Annotated in this window: 22 protein-coding genes; 15 read left to right on the forward strand and 7 right to left on the reverse strand. The window is 67.5% G+C overall.

Going from position 1 to position 22,933, the window contains the following annotated elements:
- Positions 1–93: 93 nt before the first annotated feature.
- Positions 94–2,031 (reverse strand): S9 family peptidase, encoded by a 1,938-nt coding sequence (locus LE190_RS10170; RefSeq protein ID WP_225238588.1) that lies wholly within the window; start codon positions 2,029–2,031, stop codon positions 94–96.
- Positions 2,032–2,065: 34 nt separating this feature from the next.
- Between LE190_RS10170 and LE190_RS10175 the strand changes: the two genes are divergently transcribed.
- The 4 genes from LE190_RS10175 (at position 2,066) to LE190_RS10190 (ending at position 5,575) form a co-directional block, all read left to right on the forward strand.
- A complete protein-coding gene (locus LE190_RS10175) occupies positions 2,066–2,818 on the forward strand; it encodes a reverse transcriptase-like protein (protein ID WP_225238589.1) in 753 nt (250 codons plus the stop codon).
- Entirely contained in the window at positions 2,799–3,476 is a 678-nt protein-coding gene (locus tag LE190_RS10180; protein WP_225238590.1) for an HD domain-containing protein, read from the forward strand. Before LE190_RS10175 ends, LE190_RS10180 begins: the two co-directional genes overlap by 20 nt.
- 89 nt (positions 3,477–3,565) lie before the next feature.
- A complete protein-coding gene (locus tag LE190_RS10185; protein WP_225238591.1) occupies positions 3,566–4,843 on the forward strand; it encodes a TCR/Tet family MFS transporter in 1,278 nt (425 codons plus the stop codon).
- Positions 4,844–4,957: 114 nt separating this feature from the next.
- On the forward strand, positions 4,958–5,575 hold the full coding sequence (locus LE190_RS10190) for a hypothetical protein (protein WP_225238592.1): 618 nt from the start codon (positions 4,958–4,960) through the stop codon (positions 5,573–5,575).
- A 114-nt stretch (positions 5,576–5,689) separates the two neighbouring features.
- On the opposite strand, the gene LE190_RS10195 is transcribed toward LE190_RS10190, so the two are convergent.
- The gene (locus tag LE190_RS10195; RefSeq protein ID WP_225238593.1) at positions 5,690–7,906 is read right to left on the reverse strand and encodes a TonB-dependent receptor plug domain-containing protein; all 2,217 of its coding nucleotides are present in this window, start codon (positions 7,904–7,906) and stop codon (positions 5,690–5,692) included.
- A 234-nt stretch (positions 7,907–8,140) separates the two neighbouring features.
- On the opposite strand from LE190_RS10195, the gene asd reads away from it, so the two are divergent.
- Complete coding sequence (gene asd / locus LE190_RS10200) at positions 8,141–8,971, forward strand: archaetidylserine decarboxylase (RefSeq protein ID WP_501039616.1); 831 nt, start codon at positions 8,141–8,143, stop codon at positions 8,969–8,971.
- Here the strand turns inward: asd and LE190_RS10205 are convergent.
- On the reverse strand, positions 8,904–9,893 hold the full coding sequence (locus tag LE190_RS10205) for a LysR family transcriptional regulator (RefSeq protein ID WP_225238594.1): 990 nt from the start codon (positions 9,891–9,893) through the stop codon (positions 8,904–8,906). The two genes, asd and LE190_RS10205, sit on opposite strands and share 68 nt — an antisense overlap.
- A gap of 106 nt (positions 9,894–9,999) precedes the next feature.
- On the opposite strand from LE190_RS10205, the gene LE190_RS10210 reads away from it, so the two are divergent.
- From LE190_RS10210 to LE190_RS10220, 3 genes are all read left to right on the forward strand, one after another.
- Positions 10,000–10,596 carry an FMN-dependent NADH-azoreductase gene (locus tag LE190_RS10210; protein ID WP_225238595.1) on the forward strand — a complete coding sequence of 199 codons (597 nt, stop codon included), beginning with the start codon at positions 10,000–10,002 and terminating at the stop codon, positions 10,594–10,596.
- Between the two features lie 82 nt (positions 10,597–10,678).
- Complete coding sequence (locus tag LE190_RS10215) at positions 10,679–11,542, forward strand: pirin family protein (protein WP_225238596.1); 864 nt, start codon at positions 10,679–10,681, stop codon at positions 11,540–11,542.
- 51 nt (positions 11,543–11,593) lie between these two features.
- On the forward strand, positions 11,594–12,067 hold the full coding sequence (locus LE190_RS10220; RefSeq protein WP_225238597.1) for a hypothetical protein: 474 nt from the start codon (positions 11,594–11,596) through the stop codon (positions 12,065–12,067).
- Here the strand turns inward: LE190_RS10220 and LE190_RS10225 are convergent.
- Positions 12,048–13,190, reverse strand: coding sequence for an acyltransferase family protein (locus tag LE190_RS10225; RefSeq protein ID WP_225238598.1), 1,143 nt, complete (start codon positions 13,188–13,190; stop codon positions 12,048–12,050). The genes LE190_RS10220 and LE190_RS10225 overlap by 20 nt on opposite strands.
- Before the next feature lie 117 nt (positions 13,191–13,307).
- Between LE190_RS10225 and LE190_RS10230 the strand changes: the two genes are divergently transcribed.
- The 5 genes from LE190_RS10230 to LE190_RS10250 all read left to right on the forward strand — a co-directional run bounded on the left by LE190_RS10230 (position 13,308) and on the right by LE190_RS10250 (position 19,286).
- Positions 13,308–14,279 (forward strand): succinylglutamate desuccinylase/aspartoacylase family protein, encoded by a 972-nt coding sequence (locus tag LE190_RS10230; protein WP_225238599.1) that lies wholly within the window; start codon positions 13,308–13,310, stop codon positions 14,277–14,279.
- A gap of 111 nt (positions 14,280–14,390) precedes the next feature.
- Positions 14,391–14,687: an ArsR/SmtB family transcription factor gene (locus LE190_RS10235; RefSeq protein WP_225238600.1), complete on the forward strand. Its 297-nt coding sequence runs from the start codon at positions 14,391–14,393 to the stop codon at positions 14,685–14,687.
- Positions 14,688–14,698: 11 nt separating this feature from the next.
- On the forward strand, positions 14,699–15,754 hold the full coding sequence (locus LE190_RS10240; protein ID WP_225238601.1) for an alkene reductase: 1,056 nt from the start codon (positions 14,699–14,701) through the stop codon (positions 15,752–15,754).
- Between the two features lie 139 nt (positions 15,755–15,893).
- A complete protein-coding gene (gene pepN, locus LE190_RS10245) occupies positions 15,894–18,557 on the forward strand; it encodes an aminopeptidase N (RefSeq protein ID WP_225238602.1) in 2,664 nt (887 codons plus the stop codon).
- Between the two features lie 12 nt (positions 18,558–18,569).
- Positions 18,570–19,286 (forward strand): hypothetical protein, encoded by a 717-nt coding sequence (locus LE190_RS10250; protein WP_225238603.1) that lies wholly within the window; start codon positions 18,570–18,572, stop codon positions 19,284–19,286.
- Positions 19,287–19,347: 61 nt separating this feature from the next.
- Here the strand turns inward: LE190_RS10250 and LE190_RS10255 are convergent, their stop codons facing one another.
- The 3 genes from LE190_RS10255 to LE190_RS10265 form a co-directional block, all read right to left on the reverse strand.
- On the reverse strand, positions 19,348–19,836 hold the full coding sequence (locus LE190_RS10255) for an Imm44 family immunity protein (protein ID WP_225238604.1): 489 nt from the start codon (positions 19,834–19,836) through the stop codon (positions 19,348–19,350).
- The gene (locus LE190_RS10260) at positions 19,833–20,330 is read right to left on the reverse strand and encodes a hypothetical protein (RefSeq protein WP_225238605.1); all 498 of its coding nucleotides are present in this window, start codon (positions 20,328–20,330) and stop codon (positions 19,833–19,835) included. Before LE190_RS10260 ends, LE190_RS10255 begins: the two co-directional genes overlap by 4 nt.
- An 82-nt stretch (positions 20,331–20,412) precedes the next feature.
- Positions 20,413–20,811, reverse strand: a complete 399-nt coding sequence (locus LE190_RS10265; protein ID WP_225238606.1) for a hypothetical protein — start codon at positions 20,809–20,811, stop codon at positions 20,413–20,415.
- 238 nt (positions 20,812–21,049) lie between these two features.
- On the opposite strand from LE190_RS10265, the gene LE190_RS10270 reads away from it, so the two are divergent.
- Both LE190_RS10270 and LE190_RS10275 read left to right on the forward strand, forming a co-directional pair.
- A complete protein-coding gene (locus tag LE190_RS10270; protein ID WP_225238607.1) occupies positions 21,050–21,493 on the forward strand; it encodes an acyl-CoA thioesterase in 444 nt (147 codons plus the stop codon).
- A gap of 207 nt (positions 21,494–21,700) precedes the next feature.
- Entirely contained in the window at positions 21,701–22,900 is a 1,200-nt protein-coding gene (locus tag LE190_RS10275) for a right-handed parallel beta-helix repeat-containing protein (protein WP_225238608.1), read from the forward strand.
- The last annotated feature ends 33 nt before the right edge of the window (positions 22,901–22,933 follow it).

Here is a 22,933-nt window from a genome sequence, read left to right on the forward strand (position 1 = left end):
AAAGGCAGCCACGGCTGCCTTTCTTCGCTTCCGGCGCACGCCATGGCGCGCGCCGCCCCCGTCACGTCATCAGTTCATCACGTCCTCACTGCCTCACTTCTTGAGGTGCTTGTCAAGGAAGGCCAGGATCCGCGCGCTCGCCTCGATCTGGTTCTTCTTCTTCGAGAAGCCGTGCCCCTCGTCCGGGAACACGACGTACTCGACCTCCACGCCGTTCTTGCGCACGCTTTCGACGATCTCATCGCTTTCGGGCTTGATCACGCGCGGGTCGTTCGCCCCCTGGATCACCATCAGCGGCTTGCGGATGTTCGATGCGTGGAACAGCGGCGAGGTCGCCACCAGGAACTCCTTGTCCTTCACCGGGTCGCCGATCTCGTCGTACAGCGCCTTGCGCTGCGCTTCCCAGTAGGGCGGGATGCTCTCCAGCGTGCGCACCCAGTTGCTGACCCCGAAGATGTCGATGCCGACCTTGAAGGCTTCCGGCCGGAATGCCATGGCCGCCAGCGTCATGTAGCCACCGTAGCTGCCGCCCATGATAGCGATGCGCTCCGGATCGACGTAGCCCAGGCTGGCGAGCCAGGTCTTGGCCTCGACGCAGTCCCACAGGGGCTCGCGCCCATGCTTGCGGTCGTCGGCGGTAAAGAAGGTCTTGCCATAGCCCGAGCTGCCACGGTTGTTAATGCCGAGCACCGCGTAACCGTGGTTCACCAGGTACTGGATCTGGGCGTTGTAGCCGCGCGTGGTCTGCCCGCCCGGCCCGCCGTGCACGTAGACGATGGCCGGCACCTTGCTGGTGGCCGAGGCGCCTTTCGGCTTGTAGTAGATCGACGGGATCACCATGCCGTCGAAGGAACGGAAGCGCACCACCTCGGCCTCGACCAGGTCGGCCGGGTCGATTTCCTTGTTCAGGCTGCGGGTGAGCTGGGTGGTCTTGTTGGCGCGAAAGTCGTGCACGTACAGGTTGTTCGGCGAACGGTCGCCGTTCAGGTAGAAAGCCACCAGCCTGCCGCTCGGCGAGAAGGTGGTCTGGCGGATCTCGCCGCCGGGCAGCTTCGGCATCGCCACCGGCCTGCCGGCCGCATCGACCACCCGCACGTCGATGCTGCCGTCGCGGTTGACCACGCTGACGCGATGCTGGCCGTTGCGCGAATAACTCGTTCCCAGCAGGTCCCAATCGGCCTTCTCGACCTGCGCCACCTGGCCGCTGGCCAGGTCGTAGCTGGCGATGCGCGCGAATTCGCCGCCGTCGTTGGTGGTGAACAGCAGGCGCTTCGATTCCGGGTCGAAGGTCGCGGCCGCATAGCTGGCCGTGCCCTTGTGCGGCGTGATGTGCTTCATCTCACGGGTGGCGACGTTGTACAGGTAGACGTCGCTGTCGGCGGTGGTGTTGGGCTTGTCGAAGGCCAGCCACTTGCTGTCGCGGCTGATGGCAGACACGTTCATGCCGCTGTCGTTCCGGTACACCACGCTGCGCTTGTAGTCGCTGGCGTCGTAGAAGTAGAGGTCGAAGAACTTCGGGTCGCGCTCGTTGGTCGCCACGTAGAAGCCGCTGCCGTCCGGGCGCCAGCCGGCGAACATGGCGCGGTGCTTGTCACCCGGGGTCAGGTCGCGCTCGCTGCCGTCGAGCTCGCGCACGTAGAGATGGTTGCGTTCGTTGCCGCCGCTGTCGCGCGTGAACAGGATGCGGTCGTCGTTGTAGAAGTAGCCGATCGCATAGGTGCTGTCGGTGGTCGAACGGGTCATGGGGGTCGGGGCGCCGCCCGTGACCGGCATCGCGTAGACATTGAAGATGCCGGACTCGTTGCTGCTGAACAGGATCCGCTGCTCGTCCTTGCTGAACGAGGCGCCGGTCACCGAGGTGGTCGCCATGAACTGTTCGATGGTGTACTGCTTGTGGGCGCGCGGTGCCTTGGACGCCGGCGCGGCTTTCTGGGCCTTGGCGGCGGGAGCGGGAGCTTGTGCCTGGGCGTGGGCGGCATGCAGGCACAGGGCCAGCACGGAGAGGCGGACGGCGGTGCGGATCGACGGCATGGTTTCTCCTGTTAGCATCAAGAAAGATTGCCGGATGAGTGTTGCAAAAGCCACCACGCCTGTCAACACGGAAAAAAGCGGTTATGCTGCCGCCATGATCGAGTACGACGAACTGGTGCTTGCCGCCTCCAAGGGGGAGCGCGCGGCGAGCCGCAAGCTGGCCGAACGCCAGGGCATCCCCGAATCCGAGGCGCTGCGCGCCACCCTCCTGCTGCGCGCCGGCGCGGCCGGGCTCGCGCACCTGCTGGCCGAACGGGCCGCGCGGCGCCAGCGCGACGCGCAGGCCGCGGACGTGCGCCGCGCCCTCGCCAGCGCCGCCCAGGCGCGGCGCGCGGGTGGCGCCGCACCGTCCGGGAGCGCGTGGCGCGCCTGGTTCGACGGCTCCGCCCATCCGAACCCGGGACGCTGCACGCTGGGCGCCGTGCTCGAAGGGCCGGACGGCCTGCAGGTCGAGCTGTCGCGCGCCGCCGGCTACGGCAACAGCAGCGAAGCGGAGTACGCGGCCCTGGTCGCGCTGCTCGAAGCCGCTGTCGAGCATGGCGCCTGCGCCCCCGCCATCCATGGCGACAGCCAGGTGGTGATCGACGACGTCGAGGCCCCGGACTGCGCCAGCGCGCCTTCGCTGCGGGCCTGGCGCGCACGGGCGCGCGCCCTGCTTGCCCGGCTGCCGGGGGCGACGCTGCGCTGGATTCCGCGCCACAGGAACGGCCGCGCCGATGCCCTGTCGCAGCGCGCCGCGCAACAGGCAATCCCGATGGAAACGATGCATGAACGAAGCGACGACTGATCTTGCCGGCTGGCGCCCGCGCCTGGCGGCCCTGGCGGCAGGCGCCGCCGGTGGCGACGGCGCCCATGACGGTGCCCACGATGGCGCCCACCTGGAACGGGTCTGGCGCAACGCCCAGCTCCTGCTGGCGCGGCATCCCGAGGCCGACGCCCTGGTGGTGATGGCGGCCTGCTACCTGCACGACCTGGTGAACCTGCCGAAGAACGACCCGGACCGCGCCCAGGCCTCGACCCGCTCGGCCAGGCTGGCGCGCCACCAGCTGGCCTGGATGGGTTTTCCTCCCGAAAGACTGGACGCGGTCGCCCACGCGATCGCGGCGCACAGCTTCTCGGCCGGGATCACGGCCGCGTCGCTGGAAGCGAAGATCGTGCAGGACGCCGACCGCCTCGACGGCCTGGGCGCGATCGGCCTGGCGCGCATGTTCTACATCGCCGGGATGATGGGCAGCAGCCTGGCCCACCCGGATGACCCCCTGGGCCAGGCGCGCGATTTCGACGACCAGCGCTACGCCCTGGACCACATCATGGTCAAGCTGGCGAAACTGCCGGGCATGATGCAGACCGACGGCGGCCGCGCGCTGGCCGGCGAACGGCTGGCGCGCCTGCTTGCCTTCCGCGCGGAATTCGCCGCCGAGAGTGGCGTTCCCGTGTCGCGCTAGCGCTTGCCGGCGCCCGTGCGTGGCAGCGCGCCGGAACGGGGCGCTTGCACGATGTTAAGATCGACCTTCGTCATCTTTCGAGGCACGCCATGGCAAGTTCGACCCCTCCCCGGTCCGCACCCGTCGATTCCGGCAGCGGCAAGCTGAACTTCGTCCTGGTCTGCATCTTCATCGACATGCTCGGCATCGGCCTGATCATTCCGGTGATGCCGCTGCTGGTCGGCCAGTTCGTGCCCGGACGCGACGACCAGGCCCTGTGGTTCGGGGTGCTGGCCTCGACCTTCGGCGTGCTGCAGTTCCTGTTCATGCCCGCGCTGGGCGCGCTCAGCGACCGGGTCGGGCGCCGCCCGGTGCTGCTGTATTCGATGGCCGGCATGTGCATCAACTTCCTGGTCACGGCCTGGGCGCCGAGCCTGTTCTGGCTGTTCGTGGGGCGCGTCATCGGCGGCATGTCCTCGGCCAGCATGTCGGTGGCCTCGGCCTACGCCTCGGACATCTCGACCGCCGACAACCGCGCCAAGAGCTTCGGCAAGATCGGCGCCGCCTTCGGCCTCGGCTTCATCTGCGGTCCGGCGCTGGGCGGCCTGCTGGGCGACAGCGACCTGCGCCTGCCCTTCTATGTCGCCGCGGCGCTGGGCGCCGCCAACCTCATCTATGGCTACTTCATGGTGCCGGAATCGCTCGCGCCTGGCCAGCGCCCGCCCTTCGCGTGGGCGCGCCTGAACCCGCTCGGCGCCCTGCTGCGCCTGGCGCGGCGCCAGGACATCCGCGGCCTGGTGCTGGCCATCAGCCTGGTCAGCCTGTGCCAGATGATGCTGCAGTCGACCTGGGTGCTGTACACCACCTTCCGCTTCGGCTGGACCCCGCGCGACAACGGTCTTGCCATGTTCTGCATCGGGCTGGTCTCGGCCGTGGTCCAGGCCGGGCTGCTGGCGCTCTTGATCCGGCGCTTCGGCGAGCGCCGCCTGGCCCTGCTCGGCATCGCGTCCGGCGCCCTCACCTATGTCGGCTACGGGCTGGCAAGCCAGGGCTGGATGATGTACGCCCTGATCCTGGCCAATGTGCTGGCCTTCGCCGCCGGTCCGGCGCTGCAGGCGATCGTGTCGCGCAGCACGCCGGCCAGCGCCCAGGGCGAGCTGATGGGCTCGCTGCAATCGATCAACAGCCTGGGGGTGATTGTCAGCCCGGTCATCGGTACGGCGATCCTGGCCAGGGTGAGCCACCTGCCGGCGGGCGACTGGCGGCTCGGGACCCATTTCCTGCTGTGCGCGGGCATGCAGGCGCTGGCGGTGCTGGTGGCCTGGCGCTATTTCCGGCAGCACCGGACGCGCGACAGCCAGGACGAGGCCCGCAGCGTACAGGCGTGAGAAAAGCGCTGCTGCTTGTTCCAAGGGCAACAAGCCCGTACACTGCGCCATTCCCATTGTCCGCTGTCGACCGGCGGCGGACAGTCCTTTCCTTACCTCCTGGATTGGCCCGCCATGTTCAAATCCGCGATCGGTGTCTTGTTGGCGATGTTCTGCAGTACCGTTTCTGCGCAAGAAGCCGTCCCCTTCAGCGAATTGCTGTTCCAGGGGCCCAGTGCCTATCGGCCAGGTATCAATCAGGAATATTTTTTGTTCGGGCGCGGATTTCCGCCAGGCGTCGGTCCGGACGAAGAGGCTGCCCTGATTGCTGAATGGAAAAGCCAACACCCGCGTGCCAAGCTGGTGCCGGTATCGATTCTGGGCGAACGATCGCGATTGCCCATCGTCTATGTCTGGGCGGTGGACGGCGAGGCCACGCTCAATCTGGTCCTGGTCAGGAATGGGGTCTATCCCGGCATCGCCATGCTGGACGGCACCCATTTCAGCCAGGTCTTGCAGTCATCCAGGGGGCTACCGTCTGTCGATGTGCTCGACGCGCAGCAGCGTCTGGGGAATCCAACCCGGATACCGGCGCGCAGGCTTGTTCCCGACACCAGCTACGAAAAATTCCTGAAGCAGCTGATGACTGCCGAGTCGCAGGCCCGTGCCGAGCTGAAGGGAATCTGGTCGGACCGATTCAAGCAGCAGCGGCATCGCCTGGGCATCGTTCCGCTGGACGCAGTACGGCTATAGGAGCGACGCCAGCCGCAAGGACCTAGAACTTCATCTCGAGCGTCGTACGCAGCTTCACCCCTTCCGGATAGATCCAGCGCCGTTTCTCCAGCCCCGACACCGGATCCTGGTAACTCAGAACTTCAGCTCATAGGTCGCGCGGTAGCGCACCCCCTGCGGGAACACGAAGCTGCGGGTCTGGGTGCCGAAGCGCGCATCCTCGTAAGTGTTCTCGGCCAGGAAGTCCTGGCGCAGTGCGTTGCTGATGGCAAAACGCAGCTGGCGCTTGGGATCGAACTTCCACAGCGCGTACAGGTCGAGGTCGCGGCGCGCCCAGGCGTAGGCGCGCTGGTTGACCGAGACGCGCGTCTCGCCGCCCTGGCGGAACACGAAGCTGCCTCCCGTGGTCAGCTGGCCCACCTTGTAGTCCGCGCTGAGGTTGATGGTGAGCGGCGTCTGCTGGTCCAGGCGGTTGTCCGGGCCCGGCACCGATTCGACGCGCGACCAGTTGCGGTTGATGCTGGCGCGCAGGTCGACCGCCGGGGCGTTCTCCATGATGGCCTTGAGCGGGAAGCGGGTCTCGATTTCCAGCGAGCGCGTGACGGCGCTGTCCTGGTTGGTCGGCATCGCGATCCAGCGTCCGTTCTCGAAGAACACCAGGGTGCGGGTGAAATCGCTGATGCGGCGCGAGGACACGCTGACCGACACCAGGGCCCCTTCGGCCCAGTAGTGCTCGTAGGCGGCGTCGATGCCGAAGGCCAGTTCCGGCTTCAGGTTCGGGTTGCCCTGGAAGTCCGGCTCGGTCGAGCTGTTGTTCTCGTTGGTGACGCGGCGCGGGCTGAGCGACTGCAGGCCGGGGGCCTTGTAGGTGCGGGTCAGCGCCAGGCGCAGCTGGTCGCCGCCCTTGCCTTTCGCGGCCGGGAACTTGTACAGGGTCTGCATGATCGGGCTCCACACGCTGGAGCGGTTGTCGGCCACGCCGAAGGTATTGCCCTCGGCATGGGTGCGGATGCCTTCCCAGCGCGCGCCCAGGTACATCGACCATTGCGGCGTGATGTTCCACTCGTCCTGGGCGAACATGGCCAGGCGCTTCACGCGTGCTTCCGAGCGTTCGTCGGCCGGCTGCGGGGCCGCGCCGCGCAGCGCGTCGCGTTCGGTGCGCAGGTCGTCGCGGGTGTCCACGCCGCCGTCCCAGCCGAAGGCCAGGGTGTGGCCCTTCTGCAGCGTGCGCGCGTACTTGCCGGTCGAGTTCAGGCCGCGTTCCTTGCCCTCGATGTCGATGTCGGTATCGAGGATGGGCGCATTGTTCGCGGCCCAGGCGGCGCGGTGCGACCGCGAATCGCTGGTACCGAACGAGACGCCCAGTTTCAGGTCGAGCTTGGCGCCATCCTCGAACTTGCGCGCCCACATCAGGTCGGAACGCAGGTAGTTGCCTTCGTTGTCCGGCTCGGTCAGCAGGTTCGGGTACAGCGGCGGCGGGCCGATCAGGGTGGTGGTCGGCTGGAAGAAGCGGTTGTTGAAGCGGTTCAGGTTGATGAAGGTCTGCGAGGTCAGGGTGTTGTCCTGGCCCAGGGTCCAGTTCAGGCGCGGGCTCAGGTTCAGGAAGCTGAACTTGCCCTTTTGCGGCAGGACCATGGTGCGCAGCATGTTCACGCTGCCGTCCGGCGCCGTGCCCCGTTCCACGCCGCTGGACTCGAACTCGAAGCGGTCCTGGGCGGCATTCGCCGAGACCGAGTACGAGAAGCCGCCGTCGCGGTCGGACAGCTGCAGGTTGGCGTTCGGCCCCCAGCCGTTGCTCGAGCCCTGCATCGCCAGCTTCAGTTCGCGCATCCGGTTCTTCACCGAACGTTTCAGGATCACGTTGATGGTGCCGGCCACCGACTGGGTCGAGAACTCGGCGCTGGCCGCGCGCAGCACTTCGATGCGCTCGATCGAGTCCGGCGCCAGCGACTCCATCGAAAAGCCGGCCGGGGCGCGTTCGCCGTTCACCAGGATCTGGGTATAGCCGGCGCCCAGGCCGCGCATGCGGATCTCGCCGCCGCGGCCGTTCGAGCTGTTGACCGTGATGCCGGGCACGCGCTTGAGCACATCGAGCACGCTGGTGTCGCCGTACTTGGTGAGTTCCTCGCTGTTGATGACCACCTTGGTCGCGGTGTCGTCACGGCGCGGATCGTAGCTGTCGGCCGCGCCCTTCACTTCCACCTGCTGGATCTTCTTGCCCTGCTCCGCCTTGGGCGGATCGGCGCGGACCGGCGCCTGCTCCTCCTGCGCGGACACGCCATGGCTGGACAGGGAAAGGCTGATGGCGGCGGCAAGCGCGGTCAGACGGAACGGGCTGAGAACTGGAGACATGGCTACTTCAAAAGTGAGAGTGCAAAAAAGGATGCCGATTGTCTCAGAAGCAATGTGGACTGTCTGCAAGAATCGAATATGCATGTGGCAGCTATCCGCGCCGCATACGCCCTGTACCGACAGCCGGTCCGCCCGGCCCGGGGGGCGATAAACATGTCTGCTTTACATGTTCGTCGCTATAATGCGTTATCGATTCCACAGCGAGAGGCCTGTCAAGTGTCCCGGATTAAAGTCCTGCCCCAATATGTGATGCCGAAGACGGCGCTGACCAACTTCGCCGGCCGCGTGGCTGGCGCCAAGGGCGGCGCCATGACCACGCGCCTGATCCGCTGGTTCGTGGCCAAGTACGGCGTCAACATGGACGAAGCGGCCAATCCGGACATCGCCAGCTACACCAGTTTCAACGAATTCTTCACCCGCCCGCTGCGCGAGGGCGTGCGCCCGCTGGCCCAGAGCGATTTCGTGTGCCCGGTGGACGGCGCGATCAGCCAGTTCGGCGACATCGACGACCATCACATCTTCCAGGCCAAGGGCCACAAGTTCACCAGTGCCGAGCTGGTGGGCGGCGACGCGACGCTGGCAGCCCACTTCCAGCACGGCCACTTCGCCAACCTCTACCTGAGCCCGAAGGACTACCACCGCATCCACATGCCGTGTGACGCACGCCTGACCCGCATGATCTATGTGCCCGGCGCGCTGTTCTCGGTGAACCCGACCACGGCGCGCGGCGTGCCCGGCCTGTTTGCGCGCAACGAGCGCGTGGTGTGCGTGTTCGACTCCCCGGAACACGGCCCCTTCGTGATGACCCTGGTGGGCGCCACCATCGTCGGCAGCATGGCCACCGCCTGGCATGGCGTGGTCAACCCGCCGCGCATGGCGCGCATCTGCGAATGGCGCTACGACGACCAGCAGGTGCACCTGAAAAAGGGCGAGGAGATGGGCCGCTTCCTGCTCGGCTCCACCGTCGTCATGCTGTTCCGTAAAGGGACGATCGCCTTCAACGCCGACTGGGCGCCCGAGCGTCCGGTGCGCCTGGGCGAGACGATGGGGAACCGTCCGCGCTGAGCGCTTCGGCGAGGGCGGGCCGGTGGCCGCGCGCCACGCAGGCCTCGTCCATCATGTCCAGGAAGGCCCGGGTCTTGGCCGGCATCAGGCGCCGTCCCGGGAATACCGCCCAGCCGCTCGAGCTGGGCAAGTCCCATTCCGGCAGCACCCGCACCAGTTCTCCCGTCTGCACATAGGGCCCGGCGAAGGTCAGCGAACTGGCCGCGATGCCGGCGCCGTGCGCCGCGATGCGCGCCAGCAGCTCGGGCGAATTGGCGTTCAGGCGCGCCGGCAATGCGCGCTCCCAGCGCAGCTTGCCGCGCTGGAGCACCCAGGGCACGGCCCCGCCATGGCGGCTCAGGAGGCACAGCAGGTCGTGCCGCAGCAGGTCGTCCGGATGCTCGGGCAGGCCGCAGCGCCCCAGGTAGGCCGGCGCCGCGTACAGGCCGAACTGCTCGAGCATGATCGGCCGCGCGTTCAGCGAGGCGTCGTCGGGCAGCTCGCCCATGCGGATCGCGATGTCGAAGTTTTCGGCGATCAGGTCGACCCGGCGCGGCGACAGGTCCAGTTCCAGCGACACCGCCGGATAGCGCGCGATGAAGCGTGCGATCACCTCCTGCAGGCCGCTGTTGGCGAAGTCCCCCGGTGCCGAGATGCGCAGCTTGCCGCTCGGCTCGCCCTGGCGGTGCTGGGCCAGGGCGCCGGCCGCCTCCACTTCCTCCGCCACCTTGCGCGCGTGCTCCAGCAGGATCGCGCCGAATTCGGTCACCACCAGCTTGCGCGTGGTGCGCTGCAGGAGGCGCTCGCCCAGCTTCTGCTCGAGCAGGGCGATGCGGCGCGAGACGGTCGATTTCGGCTGCTGCACGCGCAGCGCCGCGCGGCTGAAACTGCCTGCCTCGACGATGCGGGCGAAGAGCAGCAGGTCGTTCGGTTCGACATCCATGATTGTTCCACCAGTAGGATAATGTTATCCATTCTACTGTCTTCCGCGCGGGTTTTGGAACCATTAAAGTAGGTCCATCGAGAACCCACAGCGAAGGACAGCCACCATGAACATCCTGCACATCACCTCCAGCGTCCGCGGCGCCGATTCCGAATCGAGCCGCGTCACCCAGCGCATCGTCGACCGTCTGCTGGCCAGCCAGCCCGGCGCGCAAGTCGTGCGGCGCGACCTCGGCGCCCAGCCGCATCCGGAACTGGACGCGGCCGCGGTCGGCGCCCTGTTCACCCCGGCCGCGCAGCGCAGCCCGGAGCAGGCGGCGCGGGTGGCCCTGGACGACGCGCTGATCGCCGAAGCGCAGGCGGCCGACGTGATCGTGATCGGCGCGCCGATGTACAACTTCGGCATGCCGGTGCAGCTGAAGAACTGGTTCGACGCCATCGCCCGCTCCGGCGTGACCTTCCGCTATACGGAGAACGGTCCGGAAGGCCTGCTGAAGGACAAGAAGGTATTCGTGGCCACCGCCCGCGGCGGCGTCTACCCGGTGGAAGCGGACCCGCAGGTGCCGCACATCCGCATGCTGCTGAACTTCCTTGGCCTGACCGACCACAGCTTCATCTATTCGTCCGGCCTGAACATGGGACCGGAAGCGGCGGCCAAGGGCCAGCAGGCAGCCAACGACGCCGTCGAAGCGGCGCTGGCGTAACATTGCGCCTGCGGGCGGCGCGGCAGCGCGAACACCCGAACACCGGCAGCAGCACGGACAAGCACACAACCAGGAGAGCAGCATGAGCAAGCAAGTTTCCATCACCAGGTCGCGCGGCGTCGAACGCCTGGTCCAGGGCCAGTTCGTGATGGACGGCGCCGGCGTCAAGATCAACCGGGTGCTGACCGGCACCCTGCAGCGCCGCCTCGATCCCTTCCTGATGCTCGATGCCTTTGGCAGCGACAAGGCGGGCGACTACATCGCCGGCTTTCCGGAGCACCCGCACCGCGGCTTCGAGACCGTCACCTACATGATCCACGGCCGCATGCGCCACCGCGACAGTGCCGGCAACGAAGGCCTGGTGAGCGACGGCGGCGTGCAGTGGATGACGGCCGGGCGCGGCGTGATCCACTCCGAGATGCCGGAACAGAGCGAAGGCCTGATGGAAGGCTTCCAGCTGTGGCTCAACCTGCCGGCGCAGGACAAGATGATGGCGCCCTGGTACCGCGACATCCCCTCGGCGGAGCTGCCGCGCTTTACCGACGCGCAGGGCGTGACGGTGCAGGTGATCGCCGGCGAGACCCACGGCGTGGCCGGCGCGGTGCAGCGCCCCCGTACCGAGCCGCTCTACCTCGACCTGACGATCCCGGCCGGCGCCAGCTTCGAGCAGCCGATCCCGCAGGGCCACAATGCCTTCTTCTACGTGTACCGTGGCGAGGCGGTGGTCGAGGGCAAGGGCGTGGGGCAGGCGCGCATGGCGCTGCTGGACAACGCGGCAGGGGCCGACGGCGTGCGCATCAAGGCGCTGCAGGAGACCCGCCTGATCCTGCTGGCGGGGCGCCCGCTGAACGAGCCGATCGCCCAGCACGGGCCGTTCGTGATGAACAGTACCGACGAGCTGTACCAGGCCTTCGAGGACTTCCGCGCGGGGCGCTTTGCAGCCTGAGCCTCCGTAGCTGATAGACTGGCGGGATGACATTCGTGCATCCCGTTTCTTATGCCCCTGATCGATACGGCGCTTGAACTGCTGGCGCGTGCCAGCCGCGCGCTCGGCTTCGAGACCGCCGACGCCTTCCCTCCCGGCCATGCCTACGCGCGCACGCGCTGGAACAAGGCCTATTTCGACATCCCCTCGGACATGAAGCCCGAGGCGATCGAGCAGCGCATCTGCGAGGCCATCGCCAACACCCCTTCCCTGTTCGGCGAAATCCTGAACCCGACCCCGCGCATGCAGCGCACCCTGCTGGGAATCATCGAGGCGCGCCTGCGCCGCGGCCAGGGCGCGCCGGTCGACCTGGCGCAACTCCTGGTGGCGGCCTACCGCAGCCCGCACACGGCCGAAACCGTGCCGGGACTGCGCCGGGCGATCGCGGACACCTCCGCCTACGAGCCGCAGGTGCAGGCGAACGCCATCCTGGCCTACCTGGCGGACGCGCCGGCCGCGTTCGGGGTCATCGAGGCGCGGGGCTGAGCGCGGGCGCCGCGTTGCCCGGAACGTAGCGCTCGCGCAGCAGCATGAAGGGCGTCTCCACCAGCCGGTACAGCAGCCAGCCGCCCAGCACCGACAGCGCCAGCAGCGTGGCGATCGTCAGCGGGTGTTCGGCGCCGAAGCCCAGCTCCCGCATCCACCCCGCCGCCAGCACGCACAGCGGCTTGTGCAGCAGGTAGATCGCATACGACCACAGCGCGAGCGGCCCGGCCCCGGGCACGCGCAGGTCGCGCAGCAGCGAACCCGGCGCCACGGCGCTGACGATCAGCAGCGCGAAACCCAGCCCCATCAGCGGGAAGCCGAACACGGTGATGCCGAAGCCGTAGCGGTCGTCGAGATAGAAGTAAAACGCCAGCGCGCAGGCCAGCAGGCCGAGTGCACCCATCAGGTTGCCATGCCGGGTCAGCCGCGCCCAGGCGCCCGCATGGTGGGTGCGCAGCAGGGCCAGCGCCACGCCGGCCAGCAGTTCGTCGAACCTGCATAAGCTGGAGTAATAAATGTACTTGAAATAGAAGTAAAGCTGATGGTCTTGCGCCGCCATCTCCCGCCACAGCGAGGCGCGCACCAGCATCCCGGCCAGGAAGGCGAGCGCGATCGCGCCCCAGGCCAGGCGCAGCGAGCGGCCCAGCAAAGCGCCCAGCATCGTGCCGAGCAGGGCCAGCGCCGGCAGCAGCAGGTAGAACTGCTCCTCGATCGCCAGCGACCAGCTGTGCGAGAAGGCGCTGCCCGGCTCCAGCGCGAAGTTCTGGACGAAGGCCGCGTATTCCCATAGCGGCAGCAGCGGCGCCGTACCGCGGAAGGCCGGCCACAGGAAGTACAGGGCCAGCACCACCCAGTAGTTCGGCAGCGTGCGCAGCAGGCGCCGGGCATAGAAGCGCCGCAGCGAGAAGCCGCCGGGGCGGCTCAAGCCCGCGAAGATCTGCCGGCCGATCAGGTAGCCCGACAGGGCGAAGAACAGGTCCACCCCGACCCAGCCGATCTCGCCGACCCAGCCGAAGGTCGGCGCGTCGCTGACGAACAGCACGTAGTGGTGCAGCACGACCAGCGTGACGGCGAGCGCGCGCAGCGTGTCGAGGCCATGGATGCGGGTGGAGGAAGCCGTCATGCGAGAGGAACCGTGAAATGGCGGATCATGCCACGCCGCCCTTTCCGGCGCCAGCCTCGGGCGTGCATTGTCCGATAAAATACCGCCACCCATTCTTCTACCCGGATCAGCACCGCCATGACTTCCCCCAGCCAGTACCAGTTCAAGTCCGTCAACTACACCGGCCTGCAGCCGGGCCCGCGCGTCATCATCATGGGCGCAACCCATGGCAACGAAGTCTGCGGCACGATCGCGATCCGCCGCGTGATGGAAGACATCGACGCTGGCCGCCTGCACATCGCGGCCGGCAGCGTGACCTTCGTCCCCGTGGTGAACCCCAAGGCGTATGAACAGAACACCCGCAACGGCGACCGCAACCTGAACCGCAACCTGTTTCCCAAGGACGACCCGCAGGACTTCGAGGACCACATCGCCAATTGGCTGTGCCCGCTGCTGGCCCGGCATGACGTCCTGCTCGACCTGCACTCCTTCAACGCGGTGGGCGGCGAGCCTTTTGTCATGGTCGGGCCACTGGACAACGACGGCGCGCTCCAGCCCTTCAGGCATGCGCGGCAGGAACGCGCGTGGGCGCGCCGCCTCGGCGTGAAGCGCTTCGTGGACGGCTGGATGATCGCCTACGGCGACGGCGTCAAGCGCCGCAGCCGCAGCGTCGACGAACTGGAAACCGTGCTGCGCTACGGCGTCGGCACCACCGAATACATGCGCAGCACCGGCGGCTACGCGCTCACGCTGGAATGCGGCCAGCACCTCGACCCGGCCGCCCCGGAAACGGCCTACCGCGCCATCATGAACACCCTGGCCCACTTGAAGCTGATCGATGCCCCCGACCCGGCGCCGGTGCCCTTCGATGAGATGGAGGCGCTGTCGATGGTCGTGGTGCACGACAAGCTGCACCTTGACGACCGCTTCTCGCGCGCCTGGGCCAGCTTCGACCCGGTGGCCGAAGGCGAGGAGATCGGCGTGCGCGCCGACGGCAGCAAGGTGGTGGCCGAGTTCAGCGGCCGCATCCTGTTCCCGGACGTGAAGGCGGTAGCCAACGCCGAGTGGTACTACCTGACCCGCCCGAACCCGTCGTTCGGGCGCGAATAAGGCAGGGCGTCGCGTTCCTGCGCGGCGCCAGCAGGATTTCCGTATATATCGTAAGATGGCGATATTCGGATCGAAAGAACCCGATAAACACAGTACGTGAAGGAAGAGCGGATGGACATCGACGCGATCCACAAGGCCCTGGCCAACCCGGTGCGGCGCCAGATCCTGCACTGGCTGAAGGAGCCGCAGCGCCACTTCGCCGACCAGGAACACCCGCTCGACATGGGCGTGTGCTGCAAGCTGATCGACCAGCGCGCCGGACTGTCGCAATCGACGGTCTCGGCCCACCTGGCGACCCTGCACAAGGCGGGGCTGGTGAGCACGCGGCGCGTCGGCCAGTTCATCTTCTTCCAGCGTAACGAGGAAACCATCCAGGCCTTCCTCGACCAACTGAACGACGGACTTTAGGAGTACCCCATATGACGACGATGTTTGACCCGATCAAGGTAGGCGCCCTCGAGCTGCCGAACCGCATCATCATGGCGCCGCTGACCCGCGCCCGCGCCGTCGGCCCGAACCGCGTGCCGAATGCGCTGATGGCCGAATACTACGTGCAGCGCGCATCCAGTGGCCTGATCCTGTCGGAAGCCACGGCCGTGACCCCGATGGGCGTCGGCTATGCCGATACCCCGGGCATCTGGTCGGACGAACAGGTGGAAGGCTGGAAGATCGTCACCGAGGCCGTGCACAAGGCGGGTGGACGCATCGTGCTGCAGCTGTGGCACGTGGGCCGCATCTCGGACCCGCACTTCCTGGACGGCCGGGCGCCGGTGGCGCCGTCGGCCATCCAGCCAAAGGGCCACGTCAGCCTGCTGCGCCCGATGCGCGACTACGCCACCCCGCGCGCACTGGAAACCGATGAAATCCCCGCCATCGTCGCCGCCTACCGCAAGGGCGCCGAGAACGCGAAGAAGGCGGGCTTCGACGGCGTCGAGATCCACGGCGCCAACGGCTACCTGCTCGACCAGTTCCTGCAGGACCGCAGCAACCAGCGCAGCGACCAGTATGGCGGCCCGGTCGAGAACCGCGCGCGCCTGATGCTGGAAGTGACGGACGCCTGCATCGCCGTGTGGGGCGCCGACCGCGTCGGCATGCACCTGGCGCCGCGCGGCGACTCGCACGACATGGGCGACTCGAACCCGCGCGAGACCTTCGGCTACGTGGCGCGCGAACTGGGCAAGCGCGGCATCGCCTTCATCTGTGCGCGCGAAGCGATCGGCGACGACAGCCTGCGCGCCTACCTGAAGCAGGAGTTCGGCGGCGTCTACATCGCCAACGAAAAGCTGACCAGGGAAAGCGCGGAGCAGCTGATCGCCTCGGGCGAGGCGGACGCCGTGGCCTTCGGCGTCTGGTTCATCGCCAACCCCGACCTGCCCAAGCGACTGAAACAGGGCGCGCCGCTGAATGCGCCGAAGCCGGAACTGTTCTACGGCGCCGGCCCGGAAGGCTATACCGACTATCCGGCCCTGCACTAGGCCTGCGCAGCGCGGCTCCGCGCGGGGAGTACATGTCTTCTACAAACGGATATGTATGTGGTGTAAATGACAGCGCGGCCATGCTATTCTTGCGCGATTATTCTTATCGCGCACGATGCTGCGCCGCCCTGGAGACCACGTGAAACAGTTCGCCCCCCGCGTGATGGCCTGCGCCATCGCTTCCGCCTTCGTCCTTGCCGCCACCACCGCGCAGGCGGCCCCGGCGCCCGCCCGCGCCGAGAATGCCTACCTGTCGCAAGCCGACGCCATGGCGCGTTCGGCGCGCGTGTCGAACGTGGACTACGTGCTCGACTTCACCCTCACCAGCAAGGAAAGCTTCGCCGGCACCACCACCGTCAGCTTCGACCTGAAGGACACCGACACGGCCCTCACGATCGACCTCGACAAGGCCACCATCAAGTCGATGAGCGTGAACGGCAAGGCCGTCACCCCGGTCTACAACCATTGGTTCGTCACCCTGGCGCCGCAGGATCTGGTCAAGGGCCGCAACAGCGTCACCATCAGCTACGAACGCCTGCACAGCACCAATGGCGAAGGCCTGCACCGCATGGTCGACCCGGTCGACCAGCGGGTGTACACCTATTCGCATTTCGAGCCGGCCGCCGCGCACCAGATGTTCGCCGTGTTCGACCAGCCCGACCTGAAGGCCACCTACACCGTCACCGTCAACGCGCCCGCCGACTGGCACGTGATCACCACCACCCGCGAGTCGGACGTGGCCGATGCCGCCGGCGGCAAGCGCTGGACCTTCCCGCGCACGAAGAAACTCAGCCCCTACAACTTCTCGCTGCACGCCGGTCCCTACCAGGTGTGGGAAGACAAGAGCGGCAAGTATCCGATGCGCCTGTTCGCGCGCCAGTCGGTGGCCGCGCAGGTCACGCCCGCCGACTGGTTCCGCTACACCAAGGCGGGCCTGGCCTTTTTTGATGACTACTTCGGCATCCCCTACCAGTTCGAGAAATACGACCAGCTGCTGGTGCCGGACTTCCTGTACGGCGCGATGGAAAACGCCGCGGCGATCACCTTCGCCGAGGGCGGCTTCCTGTACAAGTCGGCCATGACGCCGGCCCAGAAGGCCAGCCTGGCCGAAGTCATCATGCACGAGATGGCGCACCAGTGGTTCGGCGACCTGGTCACCATGAAGTGGTGGAACGGCCTATGGCTGAACGAGAGCTTCGCCTCCTTCATGGCGACCCTGGCCACCGCCGAGGCCACCGAGTTCAAGGACGCCTGGCAGTCCTTCTACCAGCAGGACAAGCAGGGCGCCTACGCCCAGGACCAGCGCGTCTCGACCCACCCGATCGAAGTTCCGGTGCCCTCCTCGGCCAACGCGTTCGACAACATCGACGCGATCACCTATTCGAAAGGCGCCTCGACCCTGAAGCAACTGCGCCACATGCTGGGCGAGGAAACCTTCCGCAAGGGCGTGCACAACTACCTGGTCAAGTACGCATGGCAGAACGCCAGGCTGGAAGACTTCATCGGCAGCCTGGGCCAGGCGGCCGGGCGCGACCTGGGCAAGTGGACCCAGGACTGGCTGTACCAGGCCGGCGTGAATACCATCAGCGCCAGCTACAGCTGCAGCGCCGGCAAGATCAAGGACTTCGCGCTGCTGCAGACGGCGCCGAGCAAGGCGCTGCCGACCCTGCGCGAGCAGCACGTGCAGGTGGCCGCCTTCAAGCTGGAAAACGGCAAGCTGGTGCTGGCCAAGAACGTGCCGGTCACCTATGCCGGTGCCAGGACCAGGGTGCCGGCCATGGCCGGCGCGGCCTGCCCGGACCTGGTCTATCCGAACTACCAGGACTGGGGCTTCGTGAAGGTCAACCTCGACGGCCGCTCGTTCCAGACCGCGCGCAGCACCCTGGGCAGCGTGGACGACCCGCTGCTGCGCGCCATGCTGTGGCAGGCGCTGTGGGACGGCGTGCGCGACGCCAAGCTGCCGCTCGACGAGTTCATCGAGGTGGCCCTGGCCAATGCGCCGCAGGAAAAGGACTACACGCTGCTGGGCGACGTGCTGGGCAAGGTGGGCAGCGCCAAGTACTACATCGACGCCATGGGCCTCGACGCCGGTCCGAACCGCGCCTGGGCCCAGCGCACCGGCAAGGCAATGGAAGACATGGCCTGGCGCGGGGTGGTGGCGCACAAGGGCAACGAGAACTTCCAGCGCCGCTGGTTCAGCACCTACCTCGGCCTGGCCAGCAGCCCGGAAGCGCTGGCGCGCCTGGCCGGCATGCTGGAGGGGAAAGGCACGGAAGGCCTGCAGATCGGCCAGGACCAGCGCTGGTCCATCATCAAGCACCTGAACCGCTACGCCTATCCGGGCGCCGATGCCCTGCTGGCGGCGGAAAGCGCGCGCGACAAGTCCGACACCGGCCAGGCGGCCGCGCTGGCCGCCACCGTGGTGCGTCCGGATCCGAAGGTGAAGGCCGAGTGGCTGGCGACGATCGAAGACCTGCAGACCAAGCTGCCGTTCTCGCGCGTGCGCACCGCCATGGGCAGCCTGTATCCGAACGAGCAGAGCGCCCTGGCCGAACAGAGCGCGGCCGCGCGCCTGGCGAAGCTGCCGGCGATCGACAAGGCGGCCGGCCCGGTGTTCATGCGCAGCTACGCCGGCACCATGATCCCGTCCGGCTGCACGCCGCAGAGCGTGCAGCGCCTGCAGCGCGCCGCCGACAGCATGAAGGGCTTGAGCGCCGGCACCCGCCGCGCGCTGCTCGACACGCTGCAGGAAGACCAGCGCTGCGTGGCGATCCGCAAGACCCTGGGCACGCCGAAGTCCTGATCCGGCGCCCCGGTGCTGCTGCCCTACCGGCGCTCCCACCCCGGCTGGCCGCTGCTGGCCACGCTGGGCGTGCACCTGCTGCTGGCCTGGAGCTGGCGGATCGCCCATGCGCCGGCGCCGGCGCCCGATGGCCGCAGCGAGCGGCTGATCGAACTGCTGGCGCTGCCGGCACCCACCCCGGCGCTGCCGCGCGTGCGGCCCGCGCCACCGGAACGCCCGAGCGCCGCCCCGCGCCGGCCAGCCCCTGCCCCGGCGCGGGTGCCGGCACGCGACGGGGAGACGCCGGTAGCACCAGCCGCCCAGGCGCCGGCGGCGCCGGCCGATCCCTTCGGTGACACCGCACAGCCAGCGCCCACGTCGGCGCCGCCCGGCGACCTGCTCGGCGCGGCCAGGCGCGAGGCCGGCCGCATCGACCGGGAACTGCGTCAGGGCAAGCCGGGCATTCCCGATGCGCCGGACACGGCCTGGGCCCGCTTCCAGGGGACGCTGGAAGGCGCCCACAGGGAGCGCGGCCTTGGCGTGACGAGCCAGACCTATACGGCGCCCGATGGCCAGGTGATCTACCGCTTCATGCGCGGCGGGAAGTTCCGCTGCCGGGCCGGTGGCGGTGTGCGGCCGAAGATCGGCGGGGCGGTGGGCGGCGGCGCCGAGTTGTTCGACGTGCGCGGCGGCGAAGGCAGCGCGGGCGAGGTGCGCTGCCCGAACCATGTGGAGTGGAAGAACGACTAGGCACGTCCGGGGAGGGGCCGCAAGAGGGATGCATGGTCCAGGCCGCTCAGGATGCGTCGGTTCAGGCCGTTACCTCCGATACATCGCATGCATCAAGGGCTTCGCGTAAAACACGCGCGAATCCCGCATGGTCGAAGTCCCTTGGCCTTCGCTTGGCAATGCCGACCCGCTCCACCGCCGCAACCAGCGCATCGCCAATGGCGCGTAATTGTGCTTGAGCAGACAGTTCCTTGACCGCTTTCCACTCGACCTGGCCAACAGAGATGAAGAGTTTGCTTTTCGGTCGATAGCTCATGTACTCGCGCGTCTCCCGGAACCATCGGCCCCATTCCTCGAGTTCGGCGATTTCGAATCCAAAGATAAACGCGTCGATCGATGCGCCAAACGAGTGGTGCTCCAGCTTGCCTGAAATGTAGTCTTCGAGCTTCGGAAGATTGATTTTCCAGATGCCCGTTTCAGGCGCGGCGCCATGATAGATCGGCCGGTCAGCCTGCGACTGGCCTGCAAACACCACTTCGCCGCCGGACGTTGTCTCGATACGAAACTTCATGGCCAGTCCGGCTCCTGATCCGCTTCGTTGACAATGCGCGCGTAGCCGGCGAATTCGGTACCGGCAAGGTCCTGCGCGACGACCGCCCTGGCAAGCGCGAAGTCAACGACGTGGCAACAGACTTCCATCGAGCCGCTACCGATGCTGCCTCCGTCGCACATCCCCAAACCAGTCCATCCCAGGGTCTCGCTCATCCGGTCTTCGAGCCGGTGCCGTTTTTCGACGTCGCCGGCTGAACCCATGCCATCGACGGTGTACTGGATCAGCAAGGTGTGGTGATCCTCCAGGTCGATCGGACGAAACCCCAGCGCAAGCAAACGATCGATTTCTTTTTGAATCCTCTTCCCGGCCTTGGCGAAAAGAGATGGACGAACATTCCTGGATGCTCCGCGATCGCCCAGTTCGCCCCAATGAATGGTGTGGGTACCACGACCGTCTTCCCAGGTTTCCCAATATTCCTGTTTGCCGTTGGCAAATCGATACAGCTTCAGCACAGAGATTCCTTTCGGCTTTGGACGGACGGAGCGGCAGGAGCGGGAGGGCGCCGCACCGCCTTGCATGCGGCTGTGTTCCAGCTCAGTCCGGGTCATCCTGCAGCGGGCCCTTGAAGCTGGCAGGCCTGGGCACCAGCTTGCGCCGCGCCTTGCGCAGCAAGGCCGACGTCGGCGGGGTCCCGTTCATGCCGCGCAGGAAACGGGATTGCAATGTCCGCGCGACGTAGTCACCCAGCGCAGCGTCCGGAATCTTGCGCCAGGTGTTCCGCGCCGTTTTCCGGATGAGCGGATCGGCCTCGTCGAGCATGGCGGCCGCCCTGGCCGTTGCGCTGTCCTGTGCATGCCTCAGGGCCCGGTGCGTCAGCGCCTTCCTCTTGGCGATGGCGTTGCGGCTCCGGGCGCGCGACTCGGCATGGGTATTTCTACGGTCCTTTTCATAGCGCAGCACTTTCTTTTCCTGCGGTGTCAGGAAGCGTTTCATCGTATTTTTTCCTGGTCGCCCGACACGGCGTTCGGGTTGGATCGGTGCCCCTGGATCAGGCGCGGACGAGGAGGCATGGGCTCGCCTGCGCAGCGGTAGTATGGGGCCAGGTGGCGCCCTGGGCAAACCTTCTTGCGTCCGCGGCAAGGTGCCCTGGCTGACCCGGCGACGCCGCAGCACGTACAATGGCGTCCTGGCGGCAGCGCCGCCTTCCGATTCGCTTTGACAAGGACTACGCTTGGACTGGGACTACGCGCATCCATTCACCCTGCCCGTCACGCCGGGCGCCGCCGATATCGACGGCCTGGACCATACCAACAACGCCGTCTACGTGCGCTGGTGCGAACAGGCAGGCTGGGCCCATTCGCAGCGCCTGGGCCTGACGCTGGACGACTACCGGCGCCTCGACCGCGCGATGGCGATCCGGCGCGGCGAGTACGACTACCTGCTGCCCACCTCCGCCGGCGAGGCGCTGACCCTGGGCACCTGGCTGGTGGGTGGCGACGGCAAGCTCGCGATGGAACGCCGCTTCCAGCTGCGCCGCGACAGCGACGGCGCCACCGTGCTGCGCGGGCGCTGGGACCTGGTCTGCATCGAGATCAGCAGCGGCCGGCCGCGCCGCATGCCGGCCGAGTTTCTCGACACCTACATGCCGGCGCTCGCGCAAAACGCCGGCGGATAGGGCAAACGGGAACGCGTACCTGGCGTATTGAGAACGCTCAAGGGAGAGATTGAGCCAGGCGTCCCCGCTCCCCCTTGTGCCGGGTCAAACTGGCCGGGTCACGTCCTCCGCCCCGAGGGAAAGATGCGCCACCCTGCCAACGCCCCCCATGCTCTTGTCCGCCCAGCGCCGGGCACCCAGGATTCACCGCTTGCGTCGCGATGGGCCATGCCGTGGCCCCTGCCGTGGTCCATGCTGTGCTCCACCTTGTGGGCCATCCTGCTGGCGATCCCGCTCGCCAGCTGCAGCCTGAACGAGAGCGGCCAGGAAGACCTGGTGATTCCCGAACTGGTGCGCACCCACCTGTACGTCTCGCCCTCGGGCTCGGACAGCAATCCCGGCACCCGCGACGAACCCTTCCGCACCCTGGGCCGCGCCGCCCAGGCGCTCACCCCCGGCACCACGGTGCACGTCGCCCCCGGCACCTATTTCGGCGGGGTGCGCACCAGCACCCACGGCACGGCGGAAGCGCGCATCGTGTTCGAATCCACCGAGCGCGGCGGCGCACGGCTGGTGCCGCCGCTCGATTCGCGCCAGCCGGCGGCCTGGGACAACCGCGCCAACTACCTCGACATCATCGGCTTCGAGATCGACGGCAGCCAGTACCAGAGCGGCATGAAGTGGCTGAGCGGCATCTACAACGGCGGTTCGCACAACGGCATCCACCACAACACCGTCCACCACATCGGCAACGACGTGCCCTGCGAAGCCAGGGGCGGGGCCGGCATCGGCATCGACAGCTACTACAAGGGCATCGATGCCGAAGTGACGTCCAACCGGGTGTACGACATCGGCCCGCCCGGCTGCCGCTACATGCACGGCATCTACGTGAGCACCAGCGCCAGCGTGCGCGCCAACATCATCTACCGCGCCGCCGGCGCCGGCATCCACCTGTGGCACGACGCCAGCCATGTGACGATCCGCGGCAACACGGTGGCCGGCTGCGGCACCGGCATCGTGGTCGGGGCCGGCGACTTCTACCACAGCAAGGGGCCGAACGAGCACACGCACACGGTCAACAACATCGTGTACGACAATGGCTACGGCATCCTGGAACAGGGCGCCACCGGGAGCAACCTCAGCTACCGCAACAACCTGGTATTCCAGAATCCGGGCGGGGACTGGAAGCTGCCGCCAGGACGCCAGCACAGCGGCACGGTGAGCGCCGCGCCCCTGTTCGCCGACTACGGGCGCACGGTGGCCGCACCGGATTTCCGGCTGCAGCCGGGTTCGCCCGCGATCGGCAAGGGCGCGCCTGCGCCGGACGGCGATGCGATCGCGCTGCGGCCGCCCCGCCCCACCGATATCGGCGCGGTGCCCTACACGGAGGCTGAACCGGCAGGCCTGCCCTCGCCCGCCGCCAGGTAGCGCAGCAGCGATAGCGGCGGCAGCGGCATGGCG

It is taken from the genome of Massilia hydrophila, assembly GCF_020208145.1.
Classification (GTDB): Bacteria; Pseudomonadota; Gammaproteobacteria; order Burkholderiales; family Burkholderiaceae_D; genus Telluria; species Telluria hydrophila.